24 protein-coding genes are annotated in these 25,446 nt (G+C 41.2%); 7 read left to right on the top strand and 17 right to left on the bottom strand.

Going from position 1 to position 25,446, the window contains the following annotated elements:
* Nucleotides 1–67: 67 nt before the first annotated feature.
* Nucleotides 68–379 carry a metalloregulator ArsR/SmtB family transcription factor gene (locus FTU09_RS00120; RefSeq protein ID WP_154320733.1) on the bottom strand — a complete coding sequence of 104 codons (312 nt, stop codon included), beginning with the start codon at nucleotides 377–379 and terminating at the stop codon, nucleotides 68–70.
* 191 nt (nucleotides 380–570) lie between these two features.
* Nucleotides 571–3,075 carry a glycerol-3-phosphate 1-O-acyltransferase PlsB gene (gene plsB / locus FTU09_RS00115; RefSeq protein WP_096901604.1) on the bottom strand — a complete coding sequence of 835 codons (2,505 nt, stop codon included), beginning with the start codon at nucleotides 3,073–3,075 and terminating at the stop codon, nucleotides 571–573.
* 242 nt (nucleotides 3,076–3,317) lie between these two features.
* Between plsB and cysK the strand changes: the two genes are divergently transcribed.
* Nucleotides 3,318–4,316 carry a cysteine synthase A gene (gene cysK / locus FTU09_RS00110; protein WP_004973505.1) on the top strand — a complete coding sequence of 333 codons (999 nt, stop codon included), beginning with the start codon at nucleotides 3,318–3,320 and terminating at the stop codon, nucleotides 4,314–4,316.
* 180 nt (nucleotides 4,317–4,496) lie between these two features.
* Here cysK and FTU09_RS00105 read toward each other — a convergent pair whose 3' ends face one another.
* Nucleotides 4,497–5,105, bottom strand: a complete 609-nt coding sequence (locus tag FTU09_RS00105) for a TetR/AcrR family transcriptional regulator (protein WP_004973506.1) — start codon at nucleotides 5,103–5,105, stop codon at nucleotides 4,497–4,499.
* Between the two features lie 438 nt (nucleotides 5,106–5,543).
* On the opposite strand from FTU09_RS00105, the gene FTU09_RS00100 reads away from it, so the two are divergent.
* Nucleotides 5,544–6,713 carry a thiolase family protein gene (locus FTU09_RS00100; protein ID WP_096901606.1) on the top strand — a complete coding sequence of 390 codons (1,170 nt, stop codon included), beginning with the start codon at nucleotides 5,544–5,546 and terminating at the stop codon, nucleotides 6,711–6,713.
* 99 nt (nucleotides 6,714–6,812) lie between these two features.
* On the opposite strand, the gene pcaD is transcribed toward FTU09_RS00100, so the two are convergent.
* The 12 genes from pcaD to FTU09_RS00040 all read right to left on the bottom strand — a co-directional run bounded on the left by pcaD (nucleotide 6,813) and on the right by FTU09_RS00040 (nucleotide 18,045).
* Entirely contained in the window at nucleotides 6,813–7,592 is a 780-nt protein-coding gene (pcaD, locus tag FTU09_RS00095; protein ID WP_096901607.1) for a 3-oxoadipate enol-lactonase, read from the bottom strand.
* Between the two features lie 71 nt (nucleotides 7,593–7,663).
* Entirely contained in the window at nucleotides 7,664–8,869 is a 1,206-nt protein-coding gene (pcaF, locus tag FTU09_RS00090; RefSeq protein ID WP_178866759.1) for a 3-oxoadipyl-CoA thiolase, read from the bottom strand.
* A 138-nt stretch (nucleotides 8,870–9,007) separates the two neighbouring features.
* Complete coding sequence (locus tag FTU09_RS00085) at nucleotides 9,008–9,661, bottom strand: 3-oxoacid CoA-transferase subunit B (protein WP_104851987.1); 654 nt, start codon at nucleotides 9,659–9,661, stop codon at nucleotides 9,008–9,010.
* 22 nt (nucleotides 9,662–9,683) lie between these two features.
* Nucleotides 9,684–10,370, bottom strand: a complete 687-nt coding sequence (locus FTU09_RS00080; RefSeq protein ID WP_104851986.1) for a 3-oxoacid CoA-transferase subunit A — start codon at nucleotides 10,368–10,370, stop codon at nucleotides 9,684–9,686.
* 27 nt (nucleotides 10,371–10,397) lie between these two features.
* Complete coding sequence (gene benE, locus FTU09_RS00075; protein ID WP_004973520.1) at nucleotides 10,398–11,618, bottom strand: benzoate/H(+) symporter BenE; 1,221 nt, start codon at nucleotides 11,616–11,618, stop codon at nucleotides 10,398–10,400.
* Nucleotides 11,619–11,677: 59 nt separating this feature from the next.
* On the bottom strand, nucleotides 11,678–12,463 hold the full coding sequence (gene benD / locus FTU09_RS00070) for a benzoate diol dehydrogenase BenD (RefSeq protein ID WP_004973522.1): 786 nt from the start codon (nucleotides 12,461–12,463) through the stop codon (nucleotides 11,678–11,680).
* A gap of 38 nt (nucleotides 12,464–12,501) precedes the next feature.
* Complete coding sequence (gene benC, locus FTU09_RS00065; RefSeq protein WP_019837573.1) at nucleotides 12,502–13,518, bottom strand: benzoate 1,2-dioxygenase electron transfer component BenC; 1,017 nt, start codon at nucleotides 13,516–13,518, stop codon at nucleotides 12,502–12,504.
* 95 nt (nucleotides 13,519–13,613) lie between these two features.
* A complete protein-coding gene (benB, locus tag FTU09_RS00060) occupies nucleotides 13,614–14,105 on the bottom strand; it encodes a benzoate 1,2-dioxygenase small subunit (protein WP_096901612.1) in 492 nt (163 codons plus the stop codon).
* Nucleotides 14,102–15,490: a benzoate 1,2-dioxygenase large subunit gene (gene benA, locus FTU09_RS00055; protein WP_096901613.1), complete on the bottom strand. Its 1,389-nt coding sequence runs from the start codon at nucleotides 15,488–15,490 to the stop codon at nucleotides 14,102–14,104. The genes benB and benA overlap by 4 nt, the downstream gene beginning before the upstream one ends.
* Before the next feature lie 73 nt (nucleotides 15,491–15,563).
* On the bottom strand, nucleotides 15,564–16,484 hold the full coding sequence (gene catA, locus FTU09_RS00050; RefSeq protein WP_004973528.1) for a catechol 1,2-dioxygenase: 921 nt from the start codon (nucleotides 16,482–16,484) through the stop codon (nucleotides 15,564–15,566).
* 147 nt (nucleotides 16,485–16,631) lie between these two features.
* Nucleotides 16,632–16,922 carry a muconolactone Delta-isomerase gene (gene catC, locus FTU09_RS00045; protein WP_096901615.1) on the bottom strand — a complete coding sequence of 97 codons (291 nt, stop codon included), beginning with the start codon at nucleotides 16,920–16,922 and terminating at the stop codon, nucleotides 16,632–16,634.
* A 13-nt stretch (nucleotides 16,923–16,935) separates the two neighbouring features.
* Nucleotides 16,936–18,045 carry a muconate/chloromuconate family cycloisomerase gene (locus tag FTU09_RS00040; protein ID WP_004973532.1) on the bottom strand — a complete coding sequence of 370 codons (1,110 nt, stop codon included), beginning with the start codon at nucleotides 18,043–18,045 and terminating at the stop codon, nucleotides 16,936–16,938.
* 116 nt (nucleotides 18,046–18,161) lie between these two features.
* On the opposite strand from FTU09_RS00040, the gene FTU09_RS00035 reads away from it, so the two are divergent.
* From FTU09_RS00035 to FTU09_RS00025, 3 genes are all read left to right on the top strand, one after another.
* Complete coding sequence (locus FTU09_RS00035) at nucleotides 18,162–19,076, top strand: LysR family transcriptional regulator (RefSeq protein ID WP_096901617.1); 915 nt, start codon at nucleotides 18,162–18,164, stop codon at nucleotides 19,074–19,076.
* A 289-nt stretch (nucleotides 19,077–19,365) separates the two neighbouring features.
* Nucleotides 19,366–20,739, top strand: coding sequence for an MFS transporter (locus FTU09_RS00030; RefSeq protein WP_096901618.1), 1,374 nt, complete (start codon nucleotides 19,366–19,368; stop codon nucleotides 20,737–20,739).
* Between the two features lie 108 nt (nucleotides 20,740–20,847).
* The gene (locus FTU09_RS00025; RefSeq protein WP_257226836.1) at nucleotides 20,848–22,206 is read left to right on the top strand and encodes a DcaP family trimeric outer membrane transporter; all 1,359 of its coding nucleotides are present in this window, start codon (nucleotides 20,848–20,850) and stop codon (nucleotides 22,204–22,206) included.
* A gap of 76 nt (nucleotides 22,207–22,282) precedes the next feature.
* Here FTU09_RS00025 and FTU09_RS00020 read toward each other — a convergent pair whose 3' ends face one another.
* A complete protein-coding gene (locus FTU09_RS00020) occupies nucleotides 22,283–23,707 on the bottom strand; it encodes a PLP-dependent aminotransferase family protein (RefSeq protein WP_096901620.1) in 1,425 nt (474 codons plus the stop codon).
* 207 nt (nucleotides 23,708–23,914) lie between these two features.
* Between FTU09_RS00020 and FTU09_RS00015 the strand changes: the two genes are divergently transcribed.
* On the top strand, nucleotides 23,915–24,064 hold the full coding sequence (locus FTU09_RS00015) for a hypothetical protein (RefSeq protein ID WP_004973540.1): 150 nt from the start codon (nucleotides 23,915–23,917) through the stop codon (nucleotides 24,062–24,064).
* A gap of 187 nt (nucleotides 24,065–24,251) precedes the next feature.
* Complete coding sequence (locus tag FTU09_RS00010) at nucleotides 24,252–25,139, top strand: DMT family transporter (protein ID WP_180079342.1); 888 nt, start codon at nucleotides 24,252–24,254, stop codon at nucleotides 25,137–25,139.
* An 89-nt stretch (nucleotides 25,140–25,228) separates the two neighbouring features.
* Here the strand turns inward: FTU09_RS00010 and FTU09_RS00005 are convergent.
* Nucleotides 25,229–25,446, bottom strand: a 218-nt coding sequence (locus FTU09_RS00005) for a zinc ribbon domain-containing protein (protein WP_179991410.1), incomplete at its 5' end; no start/stop codon positions are given.

Below are 25,446 nucleotides of genomic sequence, written 5' to 3'. Positions count from 1 at the left end.
AAGTCTTTGAAATAGCAGGAGAGTATTCAAGTTTTATGGTGATGCCTGATAATACAGGCATTATCATTTAGTCCTGCGGGCAATAAAGTGCATATAGGGTATTAAGTACCTGCACCATTTTTTCATCTTTAATTGAATAAAAAATTTGCTTGCCATCACGGCGGGTATTCACCACATCACTTTTACGCAGCATCATTAATTGTTGCGATAAAGTAGGCTGATGAATTTGAGTTATTTCTTCAATTTGCGATACGTTTAATTCTTGTTGAGATAAATGACAAAGAATTAAAAGACGGTCACTATTCGCCAAAGATTTTAAAATTCCAACAACGGTATCCGCAGATTCACGCATTGATGTGATTTCAAGACCATCGTTCATTGTTTTATTCTCTTAATTTACAGCTAACCCAATATATATTAGGCGGGAGTGGAAGATAAATTATATAACATAAATCATTATTTATATATGAGAACAAGTATCATTTAAGAAAAGATATCAGCCAATCATAAATAATGGCCTGATATTCTAATCAAAAAATTGATAAAAAAGTGGCTGAGTTACAATAAAACCTATTTTTTCACCTGTTCAAAACTTTTTAATTCTTTCTCACTAAATTCACTCGATGCAGCTAATAACTCGTGAATTTCTGGGTTATACCAAGCAAAGTATTCAGACATTTTGGCACTAAAAGTATCATCTAGGCTTATCTGCGCAGCATTGTGTTGCAACAAGGCTTGCTGATCTAAACTGCTGATAAAACTTTTTAAGGTGGCACTATCAAAATAATATGCAGACTTAAATTGTGCAGAATCTGCAGCGCGTTGTAATACGGTTTTGGTCATTTTTTCCAAAACTTTCAGATTTAAAGGGATGTGTGCGCTATAACGCTGCAAAAGCCCTTGAATCAATACGAAATTATTTAAACTTGGTTTTGCCAGTTCAGCTAAGGCATAGAGTTCATGCTGTGTAGCTGGGTTCGGCTGTAATTGCAGATTTGCTTCTGTAACCCAATTTTGCTGAATAAAGTACGCCACAATTTTTTCGATTTCTTGAGAAAGTTCTTGCGCCGTCCATGCCAAGAAAAACTCTTGCTTCAAATATGGATAAATCGCCTGCAGTTTTTGCATTAAATCTGCGCATGATAATGCTAAATTTTGTTCATTAAACTGCTGCACAATTAATGCTACACACGCAGGCAAAATAAAGCAGTGCAAAATATTATTGCTAAAATAGCTCAATAAGATTTTTTGGCTTTCTGCGACTCGAATCTGTTCTACACCATCTTGGTTATAACGCTCAACTTGTTTAAGTTTTAGCGCATATTCAATAATTTCTTGTGGATTTAAACCCGTAATAATCATACGTGGGTCGTAGCACAATTGTTTGAGCAAACGTCGATATTGTTCAATTCGGGCGAGCAGCTCATCTTGTTTCAATGCATGCTGATCGGCATTTAATAAAATCAGAGAGATGAGGGCGATTGGGTTAATCACCACCGCTTTATTGATATTTTCCAAGATTGCATGCGCAGTATGATCTACCGTGTGAATCACAGAGGTCGGTAGTTCATCATTTATGTTCAGTTTTACATCGCGTGCTTGGTTGGCAGTTAAAACATCATCTAAAAATACAGGTTCGCCAAAGTTGACATAGACCTGACCAAAGACTTTTTCAATTTTACGGGCAGAGTTTAAAATACCCCATAAAGATTCGGCTTCTTTCGGTTTGCCGTTTAATTCATTTAAATAAGATGTGCCTTCAATCAGTTTTTCATAACCAAAATACGTTGGAATAAATGCAATTGGTTTGGTTGCTCCGCGTAAATGGCTTTGAATGGTCATCGACAACATGCCTTTTTTCGGCGGTAACAATAAACCTGTACGTGAGCGTCCACCTTCAATGAAGTATTCGAGTGGGGTGTTGCGTGACAATAAACTGTGTAAATATTCTTTAAATACCGAGGTGTATAATTCATTGCCGCTGAAAGTACGGCGAATAAAATACGCACCTGCACCACGCATTAATTGACCCACAATTGGTAAATTTAAATTAATACCTGCTGCAATATGCGGCACCATCAAGCCACGATTAAAAATCACATAAGACAGCAACAAATAGTCGATGTGGCTACGATGACAAGGGGTATAGACGATTTCATAGTCTTTGGCGAGTTCGCGTACCGTGTCAAAGTGATGCACTTCAATGCCATCATAGAGCTGTGTCCAAAGCTTGGTCAGTGCCAGTTCAGCAAAACGCAAAGTCGAATAAGAAAAGTCCGATACAATTTCAGTTAAATAGCTTTTAGCACGGTTTTCTGCTTCAAACATACTGACTTTTTGTTCGATACTTTCTTTACGAATAGCTTGTTGTACTGCTTCACTTTTCATCAACGCATGAATCAAATTACGGCGGTCAGATAAGTCTGGGCCTAAAATCGCTTCTTTGTGTTGATTAAAATTGTGTTCCAGATGTTGCTCAATAAAGTGCGCAGGCGATAAGTGTGGTTGTTGTTGTGTGGCTTGTTCAATAAGCTGACGTAAGGAAATTGCTTTATGAAACTCGATGTAGTTATCACGTGAATAGAGCGAAATATTAATGGTTTGTTTAAGCTTGTTTGGCGTAGACCATGCATCGGCAAATAATGCTTTAAACCAAGAGTCTTCGTATTCGGGTGAACGTCCCCAAAGTACAGTTACGGGAACTAACAACACATCATGTTCAGGATGTTGCTCTAAGGTTTCAATGAGTCGAATCAATTTAGCAGAGTAGTGATAAGCACTGTGCTGTGGGTTTTTCTCACGCAAGACCAAAATGGAATCGTCTTCCTGATGCTCGGCAATGTTTAAAGGCGCATACACAGAAGGTAAACCACGAGATTGCGTCTGCTGATCAATCAATACGGTATTGCTGAGAGAGGCATCTTGCAGCACATAACAAAATTGTGTTTTTTCAGAGCTTTGTGCAACACGATGTTCTAATTCTGCAGTCGTGCCTAATACTTGTGGCGTCACAATCTTATCTAAGATTTTTTTAGTGAAATTACGATAAAGCTGACTGTAACGTTTATTAGACATTGCATTCCCTACATTTTGTTATGTGTTGCTATTGTCAAAAAATAAATAGCAAATTTCAAACCCAAGTGCCGAGAAAATCGACAATTAAACTGAGGTCGTCATCTCTTTATTCTAATTCGCATTTTGTTGAAAGCTAATCATATTTTTGTATAAAACAATTTTCGTGAAACATCGGCAAAAATTTTATAAAAAGGTATGATAATTTAAATTTTGTTTATATAGATATAACTTAGGGAATAATCATGACCACAGATGCAGCTTTTTCAACACCAGCAAATTTAGGGATTGCCGTATATAGCAATAATGCAGAAGCGATTGGTAACACGCCATTGGTACGCATTAACCGTTTAATTTCTGGCGATGCAACGGTTTTAGCCAAAGTGGAAAGCCGTAACCCTGCATTTTCTGTGAAATGCCGTATTGGTGCTGCTTTAATTGCCGATGCTGAAAAACGTGGTGTGTTAAAAGCAGGTATGCATATTGTAGAACCGACCAGCGGTAATACAGGAATCGCTTTGGCATTTGTAGCTGCAGCAAAAGGTTATGAGATTACACTAACGATGCCTGCAAGCATGAGTATTGAGCGCCGTAAGGTGTTGAAAGCGTTGGGTGCAAATTTGGTGCTGACTGAGCCTGCAAAAGGTATGAAAGGCGCGGTGGATGAAGCAGAGCGTTTGGCAACCGAACATCCTGAAACTTATTATTTGCCGCAGCAGTTTAATAACCCTGCCAATCCGCAAATTCATGAAGAAACCACAGGCCCAGAAATTTGGGCAGCAACAGGCGGCAAGGTCGATATTCTTGTTGCAGGTGTAGGTACAGGCGGTACGATTTCTGGTATTTCGCGTTATTTCAAAAAGGTAAAAGGTCAGGCATTGCATACTGTTGCAGTCGAGCCTGCTGAATCTCCAATTATCGCTCAGGCCAAGCGTGGTGAAGCCATTACGCCTGCACCACATAAAATTCAGGGGATTGGCGCTAACTTTATTCCAAAAAACCTAGATTTAGATTTGGTGGATGAAGTGATTGCGATTGAAAGTGCTGAAGCAATTGACTGGGCGCGTAAAACAGCAACCCAAGAAGGTATTTTAGTCGGTATTTCAAGTGGTGCAGCAATGGCTGCTGCTGCAAAATTGGCGGCACGTCCTGAAAATGCAGGTAAAAATATTGTGGTGATTTTACCTGACAGTGGTGAGCGTTATTTATCTTCAGTATTATTTGAAGATATTAGTGCAGAATGATGTGTCTTTAGACAGTCAAAAGAATTTGAAAAATCCCAAAGTTTGAACTTTGGGATTTTTTATTTAGAGAATAAATTTATGAGGTGAGTTAATACGTCCTGAAAAGCAAATTTCTTTCTACTTAGACGCTAATATTTAGCGGGATCAGCAATGAATCCAACGAAGCTAACTATGTAAAAATCAAACAATCGCAGATACTTTATCTGGCGTCATCAGTGCTTGATTAATATATAGCTTGATTAAGCGTTCACGTGACCCAATAGCTTTTTGATAATGGGTAGAATTGAGTAATAACGACGCACCATAAGTTACTGTCCAAATATAAGACAGATAATCACGGATCGACATCGCGCTGTTAAAGGACTCTAAATAGGCTTGGGTGATGTCCTTAATTTCTAAAATACGCTGCTCACGAATATCGTATAACTGTTCAAACAATTCATTTAGTTTACGTTCATTATTGGTTAAGCGTTCTTCAATTGAGTGCAGCAAAATCGTACGGTTGGAATTAAGCATGTTATACAGCATGTACTGCGAAACATAAGTTTGAAAGTTATGGTGATACTGTTTGGAAATATCCAATAAACGCTGTTCATTTAAAATAATTAACTCTAAATAGAGCTGATTTTTACTTTTGAAATATTTATAAATTGTGCCTTTGGCAATATCTAACTCTGCAGCCAACTCACTTAATGTAATATCATTATGATTTTCCAGTAATAAAACCTCAGCCATTGCCAAAATTTTCTCTTTACGACGTCGGAAATTTTCTTGGCGTAGAGTCGTCATCAATCAATATTCCAATTACAACCAATTAAGCATGTTGGAGTCTAGTGCAGTTTGAGCAACTTGAAAATAGCACCAAGGTCTTGAAAAGGTAAGTTTTAACGTATGTTCATCAGTGAACCAATGAATTTAAAAAATATCATGTGAAAAATAGCACAATCCATAAGCCAAATCGGTTGTCAATAAAACTGAACCAAACAGGTCATTTTAGTGAAATAAAATTGGATTTCTAAAACTTTTATTCTATTTTTCATAAGCAAGGCCTAAAAGTCTAAGATCAATCAAGCATAGCAATTCAGCACTTTGCGAGATTGCAATGCTCATCTTTTGATTTACATTTAACGTGAATTACTTGCTAACTCACAGGGATGTTATTTGTAATTTTAAAAAGCATGGCTTTTACGGTAATCACTTTAAAAAGACGGTAATAAGGGACTAAAAATGATTGTAATTGTAGATGCTGTACGTACCGCAATGGGCGGCTTTCAAGGTTCACTGGCAAGTTGTACAGCACCCGATTTAGGCGCGGTTGCAATTCAACACGCAGTTGCACGTGCAGGTTTAAGTGGGACTGACATTGATGAAGTAATTTTTGGTTGTGTATTGCCTGCAGGTTTGAAGCAAGGCCCTGCACGTCAGGCGATGCGTCAAGCGGGTTTACCCGATAGTACAGGTGCAACCACCATCAATAAAATTTGTGGCTCTGGCATGAAAGCTGTTATGCAGGCAGCCGATGCTATTCAGGCAGGTTCAGCGCAGATTGTGGTCGCTGGCGGTATGGAATCTATGTCGAATGCGCCGTATTTGCTAGATAAAGCACGTGCAGGTTTCCGTATGGGACACGGCAAAGTCACAGACCACATGTTTCAGGAAGGTTTAGAAGATGCTGAAACAGGCTTGTCGATGGGCGTGCTGGCGCAAGACATGGCAGACAAGAAAAACTATACCCGTGAGCAGCAGGATGAATACGCAATTCGCTCTTTAAACCGCGCGGTAGAAGCCATTCAAAACGGTTATTTTAAAAATGAAATCGTGCCTGTCACTGTTCATTCACGTAAAGGTGATGTGATTGTCGATCAGGATGAACAACCGTTAAATGCCAAAGTCGATAAAATTAGCAGTTTGCGTCCCGCATTTAAAAAAGATGGCACGATTACAGCCGCCAATGCCAGCTCTATTTCAGATGGCGCATCTGCTCTGGTGATTACATCAGATGTGGTTGCGGCAGAGCGTGGCTTAAAACCGCTTGCAAAAGTTGTGGCATACGCGACACATTCACAACATCCTTCTGAGTTTACTCTTGCTCCTGTAGGGGCGATTCAAAAAGTGCTAGATAAAGCAGGGTGGTCGGTTGCCGATGTAGATTTGTGGGAAATTAATGAAGCCTTTGCCATGGTAACCATGCTTGCGATAGATGCTTTTGATTTAGACCCTGCCAAAGTGAATATTCAGGGTGGTGCATGTGCTTTGGGGCATCCTCTAGGTTCTTCAGGTTCACGTATTATTGTGACGCTCATTCATGCATTGCAACGTATAGGCGCGAAAAAAGGCGTGGCATCTTTATGTATTGGCGGTGGTGAAGCCACAGCGATTGCGGTGGAGTTAGTTTAAGTCCAGCTCGTCTAACTGCAGATTCATCTATAAAAAATAGAGTTCTCGAAAGAACTCTATTTTTTTAACTTTTAACTTATTAACAATAACAATGAAGTTTTATGCTTGGATAAACTGCTTCACTGCTTGGTTAAATTCATTTGGCAATTCTACGTTAGAAATGTGCGATGCATTGATTTCAAACAATTGGCTATTGGCAATACGTTCAACCATAAATTGACCATCGACAACTGTTGTCACAGGGTCTTGCTGACCTGCAACCACTAAAACAGGCACAGTGATGTCTTTAAGTTGTTCACGTACATCCGCTTTAGCCAAAGCTTCGCAACAGCTCGCATAACCTTCGGCGCTGCCAGCTGCCAAGTCGTTTTGAAGATTGTTGACCACTGTCGCGTTGCTTTGGATAAAGGGTTCAGTAAACCAGCGTGATGCTGCAGTCGAAGCAATCGGTTGTAAACCTTGTTCGCGTACCAATGCGGCACGGTCATTCCAAGCCTGTTCTTGACCAATTTTTGCCGCAGTATTACACACCACCACCTGATTAAAACGTTCAGGGCGATGAATCGCTAACCATTGACCTGTTAAACCGCCCATAGAAATACCACAGAATGCCGCTTTTTCAACATTTAAGTGATCGAGTAGATTTACAACATCTTGACCCAATTGATCAATGCTATATGGACCTTGCGGAGCTGATGATGCACCGTGACCACGTGTGTCGTAGCAAATTACAAAAAAGTCTTGCTGGAAAAAATCAATCTGTGCTTGCCACATTTTGAAGTTTGTACCCAGCGAGTTTGAAAAAATCAGTGCAGGTTTTGTAGCATCACCAAAAGTTTGGTAATTGATTTGCGCATCATTTGAGGTAAAAGTTGGCATTTTTTTTTAAATCCTTAATCTTATAAATCCCCCTAAATCCCCCTTTATGAAAGGGGAACTTTTAATGAGGATTAAACACGTTCAATAATCAAAGCAATACCTTGACCAACACCAATACACATTGAACATAAACCGTATTTACCGCCAGTTTGTTCAAGTTGGTTCAGTGCTGTAGTGACTAAACGCGCACCAGATGCACCAAGTGGGTGACCTAAAGCAATTGCACCACCGTTTGGATTGACTTTCTCTGAACCTTCTTCAATGCCTAAGTCACGAGTACATGCTAATGCTTGTGCAGCAAAGGCTTCGTTCAGTTCAATCACGTCCATTTGTTCAATGGTCAAACCTGTTTGTGCCAACAATTTTTTGATTGCAGGCGCAGGACCAAAGCCCATAATACGTGGTTCAACACCAACAACAGTTGAAGCAATGATTTTGGCACGTGGTTTTAAGCCGTGTTGTGCAACCGCTTCTTCAGAAGCAATCAGTAGGGCAGCCGCACCATCGTTAATACCTGACGCGTTACCTGCAGTCACAGTACCGTCTGCTTTTACCACTGGCTTTAATTTTGCCAATGCTTCTGCTGTGGTTGATGCACGTGGATGTTCGTCTGCAGCAACAACGACAGGCTCGCCTTTACGTTGTGGAATTTCCACTGCAATAATTTCTTTGTCAAAGAAACCGCGTGCTTGTGCAGCAGCAGTACGTTGTTGGCTGGTTAGAGCAAACAAGTCTTGATCGGCACGGTTAATATTGAACTGTTCCGCTACATTTTCAGCAGTTTGCGGCATAGTTTCTACGCCGTACATTTCTTTGAGTTTCGGGTTAATGAAACGCCAGCCCATTGTGGTGTCTTCAATTTTTTGACTACGACCATAAGCAGATTCTGATTTACCCATCACAAATGGAGCGCGGCTCATTGATTCAACACCACCTGCAATAATCAGGTTTGCTTCACCTGCTTTAATTGCACGTGCGGCCATTGCAATTGCGTCTAGCGATGAACCACATAAACGGTTTACAGTGGTTGCTGGCACTTGGTACGGTAAACCTGCTAAAAGTGCAGACATACGACCCACGTTACGGTTGTCTTCACCTGCTTGGTTGGCACAGCCGTAAATCACGTCATCAACTTGTTCCCAGTTTACAGATGGATTGCGTTGCATAAGTGCTTTGATCGGTAATGCGCCTAAGTCATCAGCACGGACTGGAGCTAAACCACCTGCATAACGACCAAATGGGGTACGGATGGCATCGACGATATATGCGTTTTTCATATTTTATTTTCCAAATATCTTAATCTCTCCCAACCTCCCTTTAAAAAAGGGAGGAGATTCCCACCTAAAATTACTTGATGGAAGTCCCCCTTTGAAAAAGGGGGATTTAGGGGGATTAAAAATTATATTTAAAGACGATTAAGCCTGAGTCGCATCAATCAGCTTTGCACCAGTCAATGACTGTAATTCTTCAAAGCTCAAGCCTTCAACTTTTTCAAGAACTTTCATGCCTTCAGGAGTTACGTCAATCACACATAAGTCAGTGTAAATGCGGTCTACACATTTCAAGCCAGTTGCTGGGTAAGTCAATTCAGCCACGATTTTTGGTTCACCTTTTTTGGTGACGTGATCGGTTGTGATAAAGACTTTTTTCGCACCAACGGCTAAGTCCATTGCGCCACCAACAGCAGGAATCGCATCTGGCGCACCTGTGTGCCAGTTTGCCAAGTCGCCATTTTCAGCCACTTGGAATGCACCCAATACTGCGATGTCTAAGTGACCGCCACGCATCATGGCAAAAGAGTCACCATGATGGAAGAATGAGCCGCCTGTTAGCATGGTCACGAATTCTTTACCTGCGTTGATTAACTCAGGGTCTTCTTCACCTGCAGGAGGTGGTGGACCGAAAGCCAATAAACCGTTTTCAGAGTGTAAGAATACGTCTTTGTCTGAAGGCAGGTAGTTTGAAATTTTAGTTGGTAAGCCAATGCCGAGGTTGACATAAGCACCGTCTGGAATGTCTTGTGCCACACGTTCAGCGATTTGATCACGTGTTAATTTGGTATAGCTCATGATGTTCTCCTTCACGTGACAGTTATGCAGATTGTTCAGGTTGTTTTGCGCCAACGGCAACAACGTGCTGAACGAAAATACCCGGAGTGATGATGTGTTCAGGATCTAACGCGCCTAACTCAACCACTTCAGAAACCTGTGCAATTGTCACATCGGCAGCCATCGCCATGATTGGGCCAAAGTTACGTGCAGATTTACGGTACACCAAGTTACCCCAACGGTCGCCTTGCTGTGCTTTAATTAAAGCAAAGTCTGCGCGGATTGGGTTTTCTAGTACGTAGTCTTTACCTTCATAATTTAAGGTTGGTTTGCCTTCTGCAAGTAAAGTACCAAAACCTGTAGGGGTATAGATTGGACCTAGACCCATACCTGCAGCCTGAATACGGCATGCCAAGTTACCTTGCGGCACCAGTTCAAGCTCGATTTTGCCTGCGCGGTAAAGTTCATCAAATACCCAAGAGTCAGACTGACGTGGGAATGAACAGATAATTTTACGTACCGCGCCAGCTTTTAGCAGTTTCGCTAAACCGTAGTCACCATTACCTGCGTTGTTGTTTACAATAATTAAATCTTTGATGCCAAGTTCAATCAAACCATCAATGAGTTCCGCTGGCTGACCTGCGGTACCAAAACCACCAATCATGATGGTTGAACCATCTTTAATTTGCGAAAGGACTTCTGTTAAAGAAGTTTGACTTTTATCAATCATAATGTGTCCTAGACAATTGCCTGTCCATTAACTTTTGGAACTTTGAGTTGAAGGTAGGGGTGCTGCTGAGTTGTCGCGTTTGGTTAATACCCAATGTGCGATCAAACCAATACAGATGCCCCAAAATACAGAACTTAGCCCTAAAAACTGCATGCCAGAGGCAGTTGCTAAAAAGGTGATGAGGGCTGCATCACGCTGTGATTCTTTACTCATTGCAACTGAAATATTGGTGGCAATTGCACCCAAAAGTGCAAGTCCAGCCAAAGCTGCAATCAGTTCTTTGGGCAATAGGCTAAATAGCATGACGATGCTACCCGCAAATAACCCACCTAAAATATAGAAAATACCGTTTGCAACACCTGCAATATATCGCTTTTCTTTCAGTTCGTGCGCATCTTTACCTAAGCATAATGCTGCAGTAATAGAGGCAAGTACAATGGTAATTCCTCCTACACATGCAACGGCAAGAGAAGCGATACTGGTCGCACTAATAATAGGCTTAGCAGGCATGTCATAACCGCTAATTTTAATAATTGCCATGCCAGGTAAAAACTGTCCAGACAAGCTGACTAAAATTAAAGGTAATGCCAAGTTTAAGGTTGAATTCCACGTCCATTCAGGTGCAATAAACTGTGGAATTGCCAAACTAAAATTGGTGGTGACAGGGTTAATTTTACCGAGCATTAAGCTGAGTATAATGCCTGCAGCAAGCACCCAAATCATGGCATAACGTGGACTAAAACGCTTTGCCAATAAAAATACCGCTAGCATCCCAAATACAATGTATGGCAGGGTATCGGTTGCAGTAAATAAGCCTAAGCCAAATTGAACCAAAATACCTGCCATCATGCCTGCTGCGACTTCTTGCGGAATCCAAGACAGGAGTTTGTCAAAATAACCTGTGATTCCAATCAAAAAAATCACCACAGCAGAGGTGATGTAGGCTGCAACTGCTTCATTCAGGGTAATATCGGGAAACAGTGTGACCAGCAATGCGGTACCAGGTGCAGACCAAGCGGTGACCACAGGCACTTTGTATTTAATGGACAAAAAGATACCTGCGACAGCAGCACCAATAGAAATTCCCCAAATCCATGAAATCATCATGTCTGGGGAAACTTGGGCTTGCTGTGCCGCTTGGAAAAAGATGATCAATGGCCCTGAATAGGAGATCAGCACTGCTAAGAATCCTGCAACAGTGGCTGAAATTGACCAGTCATTTTTTAAAGTTTGGAACAGGTGACTCATTGACGATTTGCCTCCTTGCGTCAAGCAATGATCCTGTTGAAGTTGGTCATGATCTTGGCTTAGCCCTGATCACCACCACCTACAGGTACAACGGTACCTGTCATGTACGATGACTCATCAGAAGCAAGGAACAGAATCGCATTCACTTGTTCCTGAATGGTGCCATAGCGACCCAAGAAGGTACGATCAATGGTTTGATCGACCACTTGTTGCATCCACTCTTTTTCAGATTCTGAAAGTGGGTTGGCATTACGTGGCACTTTACGTGGTGGCGCTTCTGTACCGCCAGTTGCAATAGCATTCACACGAATACCATCTTTGGCATGTTCAAAGGCGAGGGAAGCGGTTAAACCGTTTACACCACCTTTAGACGCCGAATATGGCACGCGGTTAATACCACGTGTTGCAATTGAAGATACGTTTACAATGGTACCTTTTTGGTTTTTCACCATTTCAGGCAATACTGCGCGGCAGCACCACATAGTAGGGAACAATGAACGATTCACTTCTTTGATAATTTCTTCTTCAGAAAATTCTTCAAAAGGTTTCATCCAAATTGCACCGCCTACGTTGTTGATGAGCACATCAACACGACCATAGGTTTCAAGTGCTTTAGCAACCACAGATTCTGCACCTGCAAAAGTTTCAAGGTTGGCTTTTACGGTTACTGCATCGCCACCGTGTTCTTCAATTTCGGCCAACACTTCTTCTACATAGGGAGAAAGGTCTGCCATAACCACTTGGGCACCTTCACTTGCCACTTGTAAAGCCACACCGCGACCAATGCCTTGAGCGGCACCAGTCACGATTACAACTTTGTTTTCAAATCTTTTTGTGCGATTCATTGTATTCTCCGACTATGTTTCTAGACTGTATAACAAACTTAGTTGGCAGAGAATTTTTCAAATAGGAAGCTTGCAGGTTTAACACCTTCTGCATCTAACCAGCCACGTACCGCTTCTACCATTGGCACTGGACCACATAGGTAGATGTCTACATCACCACCGTTGAGCCATTCGTTTTCGATATGGCCAGTCACGTAACCTTTACGCTCGTGTGCAGATTCTGGATTTGCCACTACAGTGCGGTACTCGAACCAAGAGAATTTTTCTTGTAGTTCGTTTAATTTTTCAATTGCAACCAAGTCAAAGTCATTGGTCACACCAAAAACTAAACGTACAGGGTGCTCAGAACCTTTTTCTTCAAGTACTTGCAGCATAGACATAAATGGTGCGATACCTGTACCACCTGCTAACATCACTACAGGGCGTGCTACATTACGTAAGTAGAAGCTACCAAATGGACCCGTAAAGGTCATTTTGTCGCCAGCTTTGGCATTTTGGCTTAAGAATTCGCTCATTTTGCCGTTTGGTACGTTACGTACTACAAAACCAGTTAAGCGGTTACCAGGCTTAGAGCTGAAAGAATATGAACGGGTTTCTGTTGTACCAGGAATACCCACATTCACGTATTGACCTGCAAGGAAGTGAATGTCTGGTTGACCTTCATCTAACTGAATGTCAAAAGTAATGGTCGAGTCAGATAAGTTTTCGACACGAGCCAAAGTACCTTCAAATGCATGAATTTCAGTTTTACATACATCAGAAGTTGCTTGAATTTGGAATACTGCGTCAGAAGTTGGTTTACATTGGCATGCAAGAATGTAGCCTTGTTCAGCTTCTTCTGGTGTCAATGCATCTTCAATATAAGTTTCTTCAGGCATGTCATACGAACCTGATTCACAAAACGCACGGCACGTTCCACATGCACCGTCACGGCAGTCCAAAGGAATATTGATCTTTTGACGGTAAGCTGCGTCTGACAGTGTTTCACCATCTGTAACAGAAATAAAACGTGTAACGCCATCTTCAAATTGAAGTGCAACATTGTGGTTTGACATGGCTGAATATCCTATATAAATCTTTGAAACTAGACCTTTCAGCCAAGATTCCATCTGGCTGAAAGGTTTTTACCTTGCTGTAAATGAATACAGTCTTAGAGGTGATAAATGTCGATTACTTGGTTGATGTAATCGTTTTTCAGCACCACGTACTTGCTTAAAATTTGCGGTTTGTCGCCAGAAAAATCGATTTCATAGCGTGACATACCAAAGTAGCTGTAGTTAGTTTTGTAACGGAAACTTAAAGTGTTCCAGTTAAAACGTACAGTGACTTTATCGCCATCACGTTCAACAATTTCAATGTTGCTGATGTTGTGGCTTGTGCGTGTATCTGGCATGGTTGCAGATGAACGCTCAGTTTTGATACGGAACACACGGTCTTCTAAACCTTGACGGTCTGGATAGTAAATCAAAGAGATTTCAGACTGTGGATCTTGAGTTAAACGGTCATCGTCATCCCAAGCTGGCATCCAGAAAGAAGCAGTAGGAGCGTAGCACTGTAACCACTCATCCCATTGCTCATCATCTAAGAAGCGAGCTTCTTGATAAAGGAATTGAGCAATATTTTCTAAAGTAATCGCGCTCATGCGTTTTCTCCTTCAGTAGATGCAGCAATTTCTTTTTCAGTCGCAATACCTTTTTTGATTAGATCTAACCAATGTTGGTGCTGTGAAAGATATAAACCTTCGTCTTCAGTTTTAATACCTGAAAGTTTTGGTTTTAAACCGATTTCGTTTGCAGCATCGTCTGGACCTTGGATCCAATGCTTAGAACCACGGCACATATCGTTCCACTCAAGTGCGATACCTGCGTAGCCAACTTGACATGCACGGAATTCTTCAAGATCGTCTGGTGTAGCCATACCTGATGCGTTAAAGAAGTCTTCGTACTGACGAATACGGCGTGCGCGTGCTTCTGGCTCTTCACCTACAGGTGCGATACAGTAAATCGTCACTTCAGTCTTATCGACAGAAAGAGGACGTAACACACGAATTTGTGAACCGAACTGATCCATGAAGTACACGTTTGGATAGATACACAAGTTACGTGAACGCTCGATCATCCATTTCGCCATTGCTTCACCGAATTGCTCGGTGTATTCATCTTTCTTGGCAAAGTTAGGACGGTCTTCTGGGTTAGCCCATTGAGTCCAAAGGAGCATGTGACCATTTTCAAAGCCGTAAGAACCACCGCCTTGTTTGCCCCATGAACCTGCGCTCATTGCACGGATGTTATCGCCAGCTTCTTTTTCTTTACGTTGCTGAGTTGTTGCAGCGTAGTTCCAGTGTACTGCAGACACGTGGTAACCATCGGCACCGTTTTCAGCAGTTAACTTCCAGTTACCTTCATAGGTGTAAGTCGAAGAACCACGTAAAACTTCAAGACCTTGTTGAGATTGACCCACAATCATGTCAATGATTTTAGTCGCTTCGCCTAGGTATTCTTCTAAAGAAGGAACATCTGGGTTTAAGCTACCAAACAAGAAACCTTTATAGCTTTCAAAGCGGGCAACTTTTTTCAAGTCGTGTGAACCGTCTTTGTTAAAGCAATCTGAATAACCTGCATCTGCTGGGTCTTTTACTTTTAACAACTTACCAGAGTTGTTGAAAGTCCAACCGTGGAATGGGCAAGTATAAGTTGCTTTGTTACCACGCTTGTAACGACATAATTGTGCACCACGGTGTGAACACGAGTTGATCATGGCATTCAATTCGCCATTGCGGTTACGCGCAATGATGATTGGCTGACGACCAATGTAAGTGGTGTAGTAGTCATTGTTGTTTGGAATTTGGCTTTCATGTGCCAAATAAACCCAGTTGCCTTCAAAAATGTATTTCATTTCTAGGTCAAACAGGGCTTGGTCTGTGAATACTGAACGGTGTAATTTAAATTCACCAGATTCAAAATCATCAACCAATAATTCGTCAATACGGTCTAAGTGGCTAGTATTGATAACAGGAATACGAGGCATGTCCTTTCTCCGACTTTCCAAGGAGGGCAGTCATCGGGATGGGGCAACGACCACATCCCGATTCCATTTCAAATTATGCGCTTGCGCGGCGACGTTCAACTTCAGTAGAAGGAACGCCAGCTTGATCTTTCTGAAGAACAATGTTGAACTGGATGTGTTTGAAAGGACCTTTCAGACCACGTTTTGCAATTTCAGCTTCATCAGTCACGTCAACCGCAGTTGCCACCAGACCTTCACGAGTCGCGAATGCAAAGTCATCCCACAGGTATTGGTCGCCTTCAATATTGAATTGAGTAGTCAGCTTGCGGTAACCCGGTGCAGATACGAAGTAATGTACGTGCGATGGACGGTTACCGTGACGGCCTAGCTTGTCCAGTACAAACTGAGTTGTACCTTCTGGAGGGCAGCCATAACCCACTGGCATTGTCGTCAATGCAGTATATTGACCATCGGCAGCGGTAATGATGCTGCGACGCAGGTTAAAGTCAGACTGTGACTTGTCAAAGAATGAGTAGTTGCCCAGGCTGTTGGCATGCCAGATTTCAACTTTAGCACCTTCAACACGGTTGCCGTCAGTATCAGTCACTGTACCTTCAATGATCAGCGTCGGGATTTTGCCTTCTTCAGAACCATCGTCCATACGCGCAAAGCTTACTGTTTCAGGTGCGCCAGAGACATAAAGTGGACCTTCAATCGTACGTGGCGTACCGCCAGTAATGCCTGCTTTAGCATCCGCTTCATCAGCACGTAAGTCTAGGTAGTGTTCCAGACCCAAACCTGCAGCCAATAAACCTAATTCGTTCGCTTGACCGGCATCAGTAAAGTATTCCAGACCTTTCCACAGTTCTGACTGAGAAATATCAAGATCTTCGATCGCTTGGAAAAGGTCACCCAATAAACGCACAACAACTTGTTGTACACGTTCATCTACAGGGCCTGTCGCTGTATCAACGTTCATTTGCTTAACTAATGCATCAATTTCTTGGCGATTCATTTTCATTCTCCTTGGAGGTGTGCTTTGGTGGCGAATATCTCTGGACTAAAAACGAGATAATTGGCTGCCACTTTCCTTGTTTACTTGGTTTGCTAAATGTTTACTTTGGTGCTGGAGTAAGGTGCTTACTCCAGTTTCCGAATTAAATCAGGTGTCATCTTCACGAATTGATGAAGGGTGGCGGTTCAATGCCATCACTTCAATATTCATGTAAGGGTAGAGCGGAAGACCTTGCAGAATGTTGTGCAGTTCTTCATTGCTCTCAACATCAAAAATACTGATGTTTGAATACTGGCCAGTAATACGCCAAATATGACGCCATTTACCTTGACGCTGTAATTCCTGCGAATATGCTTTTTCAACGGCTTTAATTTCGTTAGCAGTTTCTGCTGGCATATCCAATGGAATGTTTACATCCATACGTACGTGGAAAAGCATGGGTTTCTCCTAATTACTGACGACGCAAGTTGTCAATTTTGTCTTCATCCAACTCAATACCTAAACCTGCACCTGTTGGAAGGTGTAATTCAAAGTCTTGGTACTGAAGTGGAGTTTTTAAAATTTCTTCGGTCAGCAATAACGGACCAAATAATTCTGTGCCATAAGCTAAATTCTGGAAGGTCGAGAACACATGCGCAGATGCAATCGTGCCGACAGGGCCTTCAAGCATTGTGCCGCCATATAGGTCGATGCCTGCCAACTGTGCAATTGTTGCAACTTCACAACCTTCGATTAGACCCGCAGATTGGGCAACTTTAACTGCAAATACAGATGCAGCATTACGTTTTGCCAATTGATAAGCGCTTTGTGGGCCCATCAATGATTCATCTGCCATGATGGCAATATCAAATTTACGTGTTAAACGCTCCATGGCATCAATGTTGTCAATTGCACATGGTTGTTCAATTAAATCGACACCACCATCTTGTAAAAGCTGGATGCCTTTAATTGCTTCAAGTTCTGACCAAGCACGGTTTACGTCTACACGAATAGAAACGTCTTTACCCAATGCTTGTTTGATTGCCAATACGTGTTCTACATCTTGCTCTACTGGGCGTGAACCGATTTTGAGCTTGAATGTGTTGTGGCGTTTAGCCGCAATCATTTTTTGTGCTTCAGCGATGTCTTTTTCTGTATCGCCAGATGCAAGTACCCATAACACAGGAACCGAGTTGCGTAGGCGACCACCTAAAATTTCACTTAAAGGTTGGTTTAAGCGCTGCGCTTGAATATCTAATAAAGCAGTTTGAATGGCACATTTCGCGAAACGGTTGCCATTGATATTCTTTTTAATGACCTGTAAAGTTTGCGCAACATTCAAGCCAGCTAAAGTTTTTAGCAATGATGCGAAATATGTTTCGATATTGGTTTTTACGCTTTCTGGGCTTTCTTCACCATAGCCCAAGCCGCCAATCGTGGTTGCTTCGCCCCAGCCAACAAAACCATCTTCAGTGGTGATTTTGACTAATACAAGGGTTTGGGTTTGCATGGTTGCAACCGCCATCTTGTGTGGACGGATGGTTGGTATTTCCACCAGCAAAGTTTCTACTGACTTATACATGGTTTGCCCTTCATATCATTGCTTTATTACAGTTATGTGATATACCTTAAAAGAATAAATTGCATTGGTCGAAGATCAAATATGCATTTTTTTATACTTAAAAGGTATTTTGAGCTATGGAACTCAGACATTTACGTTATTTTGTTGCTGTTGTAGAAGAGCAAAGTTTCACCAAGGCAGCAGAAAAACTCTTTATTGCTCAACCACCTTTGAGCAGACAGATCCAAAATTTAGAACAAGAGCTTGGAATTCAACTATTTGAGCGTGGAAGTAGACCGCTTAAGACCACCGAAGCAGGCCAATTCTTTTACCAACATGCCGTTAAACTTTTGTCTAATGCGGAAGAAATCAAGTCGATGACAAAACGTGTCGGTATTGCTGGTCGTACTGTGACTATTGGCTTCGTTGGTTCTTTATTGTTCGGATTATTGTCAAGAATTGTGTATTTGTTTAAGCAGCAGCATCCGCATTTAAAAATAGAAATGGTGGAAATGACCACCAATGACCAAATTCAGGCACTTAAAGAAGGGCGTATAGATGTTGGATTTGGACGCTTAAGAATTTCTGATCCTGCAGTTAAACGTATCTTATTACGTGAAGAACGCTTGATGGTTGCAGTACATTCGAGCCACCCATTTGCGGCACAAAAAGAAGGTGTATATTTGGCGGATGTTGTTGATCAACAACTATTTTTATATCCAAATCACAACAAGCCAAACTTCTCTACCCAAATTCGTGGCGTGTTTTCTGAGTATGGTTTAGAACCTCGCAAAATTCGTGAAGTGCGTGAATTACAATTGGCGTTGGGTTTTGTTGCTGCAGGTGAGGGCTTGTGTATCGTGCCAGAAAGCGCACAAAATATTCATTTGGCACATTTGCACTTTATACCTTTATTAGATGACTCGGCTGTAAGTCCTGTGTTTATGGCAATTCGTAATATGGATGAAAGTGAAGACATTCGATCTTTGTTTGACTGCATTTATCAAGTTTATGATTTGGAAGCATTTACTTATGATCGAAATGTATTCTAGTAAAGCCATATAAAACAAATATTTATAACTATATTTTTTATATAAAAGCACAGATATTTTTAACAAAATACTGTTATGTGAATTGCCTGAAAAAACTTTTTTAAGCATCACATTACAGTATTTTTTTCGCCTTGTTATTTTTATCTGTTTTAAAATCAATATCTTACAAAACTATAGGCTTTTTAGGTATGTATCCATGCCTATTCAGTTTTGGACAAATTTTAACTTATTATTCATTGTGTGCATCTGAGTTGGAGTAACGGACTTCACAATTAGGAGGTGAAGCAAGATGCAAAGCAATAAAATTAATATTAATACCTTGATTGACGAGGCCAAGTTCACGCCATTCCATTGGGGTGTATTGTTTTGGTGTTTGATGATCATTATTTTTGACGGTTACGACTTGGTCATTTATGGGGTTGCATTACCACTACTGATGCAAGAGTGGGCGCTCAGTGCAGTACAAGCAGGTTTACTGGCCAGTACGGCATTGTTTGGCATGATGTTTGGTGCCATGACCTTCGGTACCTTATCGGACAAGTTAGGTCGTAAAAAGACCATCATGATCTGTGTGGCTATTTTCAGTGGCTTTACATTCTTAGGTGCGTTTGCAAGTAATCCAGTTGAATTTGGTATTTTACGTTTCCTTGCTGGGCTTGGTATTGGCGGTGTAATGCCAAACGTTGTGGCCCTTATGACAGAATATGCGCCAAAGCGTATTCGTAGTACTTTGGTTGCGCTGATGTTTAGTGGTTATGCCATTGGCGGTATGACTTCAGCATTGTTGGGTGCATGGTTAGTGCCAGAGTTTGGTTGGAAAATCATGTTTTACATCGCAATTATTCCATTGGTGGCTTTACCATTAATTTGGAAATTCTTGCCTGAGTCACTCATGTATTTGACCAACAAGAAAGAAATTGAGCAAACCCGTAGTATTGTGCAAAAAATTTCACCAAGCCAACAATTAAATGGTGACACTGAGTTTGTACTGAATGAAGTGACTAAAGGCGATGAAGCACCTGTAAAAGCATTGTTCCAGCAAGGCCGTATGTTCAGTACGTTCATGTTCTGGATCGCATTCTTCATGTGCTTGTTAATGGTTTATGCTTTGGGCAGCTGGTTACCAAAATTAATGATCCAAGCGGGTTATTCATTGGGTGCAAGTATGATCTTCCTATTCGCACTGAATATTGGTGGCATGATTGGCGCAATTGGTGGTGGTGCATTGGCTGACCGCTTCCATATCAAAAAAGTACTCACCATTATGTTTATCTGTGGTGCAGCAGCATTAATTCTGCTTGGCTTTAACAGTCCACAAATTGTGTTGTACACCTTAATTGCAGTTGCTGGGGCAGCAACCATTGGTTCACAAATCTTACTTTATACTTTCGTCGCACAATATTACCCATCTACTGTACGTTCTACAGGTATGGGCTGGGCATCAGGTATTGGTCGTATCGGCGCGATCGTTGGACCTGTCTTAACTGGCGCATTATTGACCATGAATTTACCGCACCAAATGAACTTCTTTGCTATTGCGATTCCAGGTGTAATTGCTGCTTTAGCGATCTTCATGGTGAATTTAAAAGCTTCAGTAGATGCGAAAGCCCTTACAGAGCCTGCGGTAGAAAGCAATCCAATTGCACAAAAAGCACCCCAATAATTTCTATACCTTTCAATTAATCTTTCGTCATCAATGATATAGATCGCCATCGTAAGCGATGGTGATCTGTTGCTAGAATTTGATGGCACAATAACAAGCGAGTTTAGGATGAACGCGAAAACATTAACCCAATCTTTTAATTTTCAATCTACAACGGTTCGACCAACAATGCAGCGCACGCTCATGATGAGCATGATTGCATTGAGTATGGGTGGTATGAGTGTTGCAGCTCAGGCGCAGACCCAACAGCAAACGGAAATTGAGCAACTTAGACAAGAAGTTCAGGCTTTACGTGGTTTGATTGAGCAGCAAAAAGTACAAAATGCACAAACTGCAACAGCAATTGCCAATGTGCAACGTAGTGCAGCAGCACCAGTTGCTAATCCTGTGTTAAAAACTGCCAAAGGTGCCGAATTTAATCTATATGGTAATGTGCGTTTAGATGCTTCTTATCAGGTAGAAGGCGGCGCTAGAGATATGCCGTATAACCAAATTAACGGTGTACCACTTGAAGGCAATAAAGAACAAAGTGATCGTTTAAGATCAACACTTTCTGCAACCCGTTTAGGTTTAGATTTTAAAAGCCCAGTGGGTGATCAAGACGTAAAGGGTAAACTTGAAGTTGACTTCTTAGGTGGAGCAAACCTTGATAACTTACGTATTCGCCATGCTTATTTGAACTATGGGAATTGGTTGATTGGTCAAACTTGGTCAAACTTTGCAATTCCAGACTATATGCCAGAAACCATTGATGCTTTGGCATTTGTTGGTGGCTCGGTAAAACGTACACCACAAGTACGCTATACAACAAAGTTTAGCCCACAAACCAATTTGGTGGTTGCAGCTGAAGACCCTAAAGACAGTTCAATCAGCCAGCGTTTACCTGCATTAACTGCGCGTTTAAATCATCAATTTGCAGATAATTTAAATGTCAGCGTACGTGCGATGGGACATGAAAAACGTGTCAATTCTGATGAAGAAATGGCATGGGGTGTCGGTGTAGGTGCTAAATACGATGTTGTACCGGGCACGACTTTAAAAGCCGATTATTACCATGTAAAAGGTGATAGCAGCTTTGTATCATTTACCAACAAAGGTGTTGCTGTTACTAACCTTGATGACAAAGGTGCGATTACTGCAACGAGTGCTATCGCAGCGCAAAGTGAATTCGATTCAATTATGGTCGGTATTACACAAAAGTTTGGTGACAAAGTGCATGGCACTTTGGGTTATGGTTATATGAGTTTTGACAAAGACCCTAACTACATTGCAGCAATGAAAGACACAACCACGATTAACAAAGACTTATGGCAAGCTTGGGCAAACGTATTCTATAGCCCACGTAAACCGTTAAGCTTTGGTTTAGAATATGTTTATGGTGAGCGTGAAGCATTTGGTGAAGCAGCAAATGGCAGCAAAACAGGTGAAGATAACCGAATCAATGCAGTCGCAATTTATAACTTCTAAAATAGCCCTGTAAATCACAAAAGAGCTGAGCCAAAACTCAGCTCTTTTTTATTGTCGGGTGATCGGCTCTGTAATTTTAGGCATGAGTATATTGGGTGATGTGTTGCTGTATTACCGCAGACAAAACATCCAGTGCAGTCGCAATATCACTGTTCCAAGCAAAAGAACAGTTTAAACGAATAAAGTTCTGGCTGACCTGTTCAGAACGGAACAACTGACTTGGCGCAATGCCAATCTTATTTTGAATCAATTGCTGATAAATCGTATAGCCATCTATATATGCAGGCAGTTCAATCCATAAAAAGTAACCACTAGAATAGTAGTGAATTTTACAAGCTGGGTTTAAGCGCTGTTTCAATTGCTGATAAAACACTTTTTTATGTTTTTCCAATTGTTTGCGTAATTGACGCAAATGTTTTTCATAATGATGATGCGAAAGAAAATCCACCAAAGTATTTTGCAGTAAGGGACTTGCAGAAACCGTGCTCATGAGTTGCAAATGCTGAATAGCATTGGAAAATTGTCCTGCATAAACCCAGCCAACCCGCACAGCAGAACCCAAAGTTTTAGAAAAAGAAGCGCAGTGCAGTACCCGTTGTTGTCGGTCAAAATACTTCATGGGTAGCGGTTTTTGCGTTCCGTAATACAATTCTTGATAGACATCATCTTCAATTAAATACACTTGATATTCTTCAAGCAAACTCGCAATGCGTTGCTTAATTTCATCTCTGACACTAAAGCCAATAGGATTATGGATATTCAACATCAACCAGCAGACTTTAATCGGGTATTGTTTTAAGGCTTGTTCAAATGAGTCTAAATCGAAACCTGAAACGGGGTGTTCTGGAATGGTAATCACCTGTAAACCAAGACGTTCAGCCGCTTGCCATGCACCATAAAATATAGTTTCTTGTAATAGAATAAAATCTCCAGGTTTGGTCAAAGCTTGTAATGACAAATTGAGCGCATCTAATGCGCCAGATGTAATGACAATGTCGTTTGCATGGGTGGGTATGCCTTGTAAACAGTAGCGATTTGCAATTATGGTTCTTAATTCATAATTGCCCGGTGGCATGTGGTCGTGGCTAAAATAACTGCTTTTTCGCTTGGCGTGCTGCGCTAAAATTTGCATTAACTTTGGGTTAAACAGTAATTCTGCATTGGGAAAGGCAGAGCCTAAAGGACTGACATCTGCAGACTGAATTGATTTTAAATAGCCAAAGACCAAAGAGTTCATTTGAATATGTGCATTTAAACTCAAACTGCTTGGTACAGGTCGTTCAGTTTGATTGAGACGTTCTGCGACATAAAACCCCGACTTTTGTTTAGCGTAAACCAATCCCTGAGCTTCAAGTTCTTGATAAGCGTTTAGCACGGTCATTAAGCTATAACCACTGATTTGTGATTGTTCTCTTAACGAAGGTAACTTGCTATGTGCTTTCCATGCACCATTTTCAATGAGTTGCCGAATGTTCAACGCCAATTGTTCAGATTTATACATGGTATGACTCAAGCATTTTTTGCAGCTGTTACTTATTTTGATCTATTTTTAGGTTTAAAACATTAAATAATTTCTGTTTTTATAACAGATTGGCATGTATCTAAAATCAACTGTTATAGTTTTTAATGAATATTTTGTATCTACAGCAATGCTTTAGAATTTTACATAATCTGTATATCCCCATAATCTGGCTAGATTGGAGTCGATATGCAAGAAGATAACTCACGCAAACCACAGAAATATGCCGATAGCAGTATTTCAGACAAAGCATTTAAGCACATGATTATTTGGTTTACCGTGTATGTAGCTTTATTTTGTATCGGCGTGGCTGTTGTGGTGAATTTAGATAAGTTCTAAACAGTTTTTGAATAACAGCACACCTATAATCGCTTCAAGATATGAAAAACATTCATTTGAATTTTAATGAATGTTTTTTTTGTTTATAAAAGAGATCGTAAGCGCATAACTCAAAAGCAATAAAGATCGCAAAAATAACGGAATAGGCGTAAATTATAACTTTATCAGTAAAGCATTTGTGGTTGCAATGATTTCGAGTTGGGTGCTCTTTACCTTAATGGCTGCATTTATGCAGGCATGGCGCAATGCCTTTCAAAAACAACTCAGCACAAGTGTAGATGTTTATGGCGTGACTTTGGCACGTTTTATTTTTGCCTTGCCTTTTGCACTGGCGTATTTAAGCATTTTACAATGGCAGCAGCCTGTACAAGCAAAACTGCATTTTAGTTCGGTGTTTTGGCTGTATATCATTATTGCAGCAGTGTGTCAGATTTTAGCCACAGCTTTAATGGTAAAACTGTTTCAACAGAAAAATTATGCGGTGGGTGTCGGACTTGCCAAAAGTGAAGCAGTTTTAGCCGCAATTGTAGGCGTGATTTTCCTACAAGAACATCTAAGCGCATTGGCTTGGTTAGGTGTTGTGATAGGCGGTATTGCGGTATTTCTACTCAGTAAAGGCAATCAACGCAGTGATTTTTCATTCACAACTTTAGCCATTGGAATCGGTAGTGGACTCAGCTTTGCGGTGACTTCTTTATTGGTGCGTGAAGCCAGTCTAGAGCTGGATTTCTTACCGTTTATTCACCGTGCTGCATGGGTTTTGGTGTGGGTCATTGGCTTACAATGTTTTATCTTATTGGCTTTTTTAGGTATATTTAAACGACATACCTTATATGCCATGTGGCAGCGGGTTGGATTAACTTTTAAAGTGAGCGTCTGCAGTTTTTTAGCATCACTGGGCTGGTTTAGTGCCATGAGTATGCAAACTGTGGCGATTGTGAAAACACTCGGACAAATTGAAATATTATTCAGCTTACTTATTTCAGCGTATTTCTTTAAAGAAAAACTTGCCCGTACCGATCATTGGGGATTGGGATTGGTCGTGCTTGCAGCAATGTTGGTCATTTGGGCATAGTGTTATATTTCACAGCTATGTAGTTTCAAACTTATGTCAAATCCGTTGACTTCATTTGAGCATCTCAGAAATTTGACATCCTCCCCGACCTAAAGGACGGAGATTCCTACTGCTAGACGCTCATGCCCGAGCGCAAGAATATTCAGTGCGGAATTTACATCCCGATCATGGAGCGTACCGCACTCCACACACTGCCATTCTCTTATTCCAAGTCCTGCTCTACCTTCCGGACTACTGGAGCGTGAGCCACAGCACGAACAAATTTGGGTGGTATAGGCTTCATTGACTTCTTCATAACATACCCCTG

The organism is Acinetobacter sp. YH12058, assembly GCF_013419805.1.
Taxonomy (GTDB): domain Bacteria; phylum Pseudomonadota; class Gammaproteobacteria; order Pseudomonadales; family Moraxellaceae; genus Acinetobacter; species Acinetobacter towneri.
The sequence above is the reverse complement of the archived record's forward strand: the minus strand, read 5'-3'. Positions and strand labels throughout refer to the sequence as shown.

Coding starts and splice junctions, on each gene's coding strand:
- FTU09_RS00120 (WP_154320733.1), bottom strand. CDS start 379: ATGAACGATGGTCTTGAAATCACATCAATGCGTGAATCTGCGGATACC.
- plsB (WP_096901604.1), bottom strand. CDS start 3,075: ATGTCTAATAAACGTTACAGTCAGCTTTATCGTAATTTCACTAAAAAA.
- cysK (WP_004973505.1), top strand. CDS start 3,318: ATGACCACAGATGCAGCTTTTTCAACACCAGCAAATTTAGGGATTGCC.
- FTU09_RS00105 (WP_004973506.1), bottom strand. CDS start 5,105: ATGACGACTCTACGCCAAGAAAATTTCCGACGTCGTAAAGAGAAAATT.
- FTU09_RS00100 (WP_096901606.1), top strand. CDS start 5,544: ATGATTGTAATTGTAGATGCTGTACGTACCGCAATGGGCGGCTTTCAA.
- pcaD (WP_096901607.1), bottom strand. CDS start 7,592: ATGCCAACTTTTACCTCAAATGATGCGCAAATCAATTACCAAACTTTT.
- pcaF (WP_178866759.1), bottom strand. CDS start 8,869: ATGAAAAACGCATATATCGTCGATGCCATCCGTACCCCATTTGGTCGT.
- FTU09_RS00085 (WP_104851987.1), bottom strand. CDS start 9,661: ATGAGCTATACCAAATTAACACGTGATCAAATCGCTGAACGTGTGGCA.
- FTU09_RS00080 (WP_104851986.1), bottom strand. CDS start 10,370: ATGATTGATAAAAGTCAAACTTCTTTAACAGAAGTCCTTTCGCAAATT.
- benE (WP_004973520.1), bottom strand. CDS start 11,618: ATGAGTCACCTGTTCCAAACTTTAAAAAATGACTGGTCAATTTCAGCC.
- benD (WP_004973522.1), bottom strand. CDS start 12,463: ATGAATCGCACAAAAAGATTTGAAAACAAAGTTGTAATCGTGACTGGT.
- benC (WP_019837573.1), bottom strand. CDS start 13,518: ATGTCAAACCACAATGTTGCACTTCAATTTGAAGATGGCGTTACACGT.
- benB (WP_096901612.1), bottom strand. CDS start 14,105: ATGAGCGCGATTACTTTAGAAAATATTGCTCAATTCCTTTATCAAGAA.
- benA (WP_096901613.1), bottom strand. CDS start 15,490: ATGCCTCGTATTCCTGTTATCAATACTAGCCACTTAGACCGTATTGAC.
- catA (WP_004973528.1), bottom strand. CDS start 16,484: ATGAATCGCCAAGAAATTGATGCATTAGTTAAGCAAATGAACGTTGAT.
- catC (WP_096901615.1), bottom strand. CDS start 16,922: ATGCTTTTCCACGTACGTATGGATGTAAACATTCCATTGGATATGCCA.
- FTU09_RS00040 (WP_004973532.1), bottom strand. CDS start 18,045: ATGTATAAGTCAGTAGAAACTTTGCTGGTGGAAATACCAACCATCCGT.
- FTU09_RS00035 (WP_096901617.1), top strand. CDS start 18,162: ATGGAACTCAGACATTTACGTTATTTTGTTGCTGTTGTAGAAGAGCAA.
- FTU09_RS00030 (WP_096901618.1), top strand. CDS start 19,366: ATGCAAAGCAATAAAATTAATATTAATACCTTGATTGACGAGGCCAAG.
- FTU09_RS00025 (WP_257226836.1), top strand. CDS start 20,848: ATGAACGCGAAAACATTAACCCAATCTTTTAATTTTCAATCTACAACG.
- FTU09_RS00020 (WP_096901620.1), bottom strand. CDS start 23,707: ATGTATAAATCTGAACAATTGGCGTTGAACATTCGGCAACTCATTGAA.
- FTU09_RS00015 (WP_004973540.1), top strand. CDS start 23,915: ATGCAAGAAGATAACTCACGCAAACCACAGAAATATGCCGATAGCAGT.
- FTU09_RS00010 (WP_180079342.1), top strand. CDS start 24,252: ATGATTTCGAGTTGGGTGCTCTTTACCTTAATGGCTGCATTTATGCAG.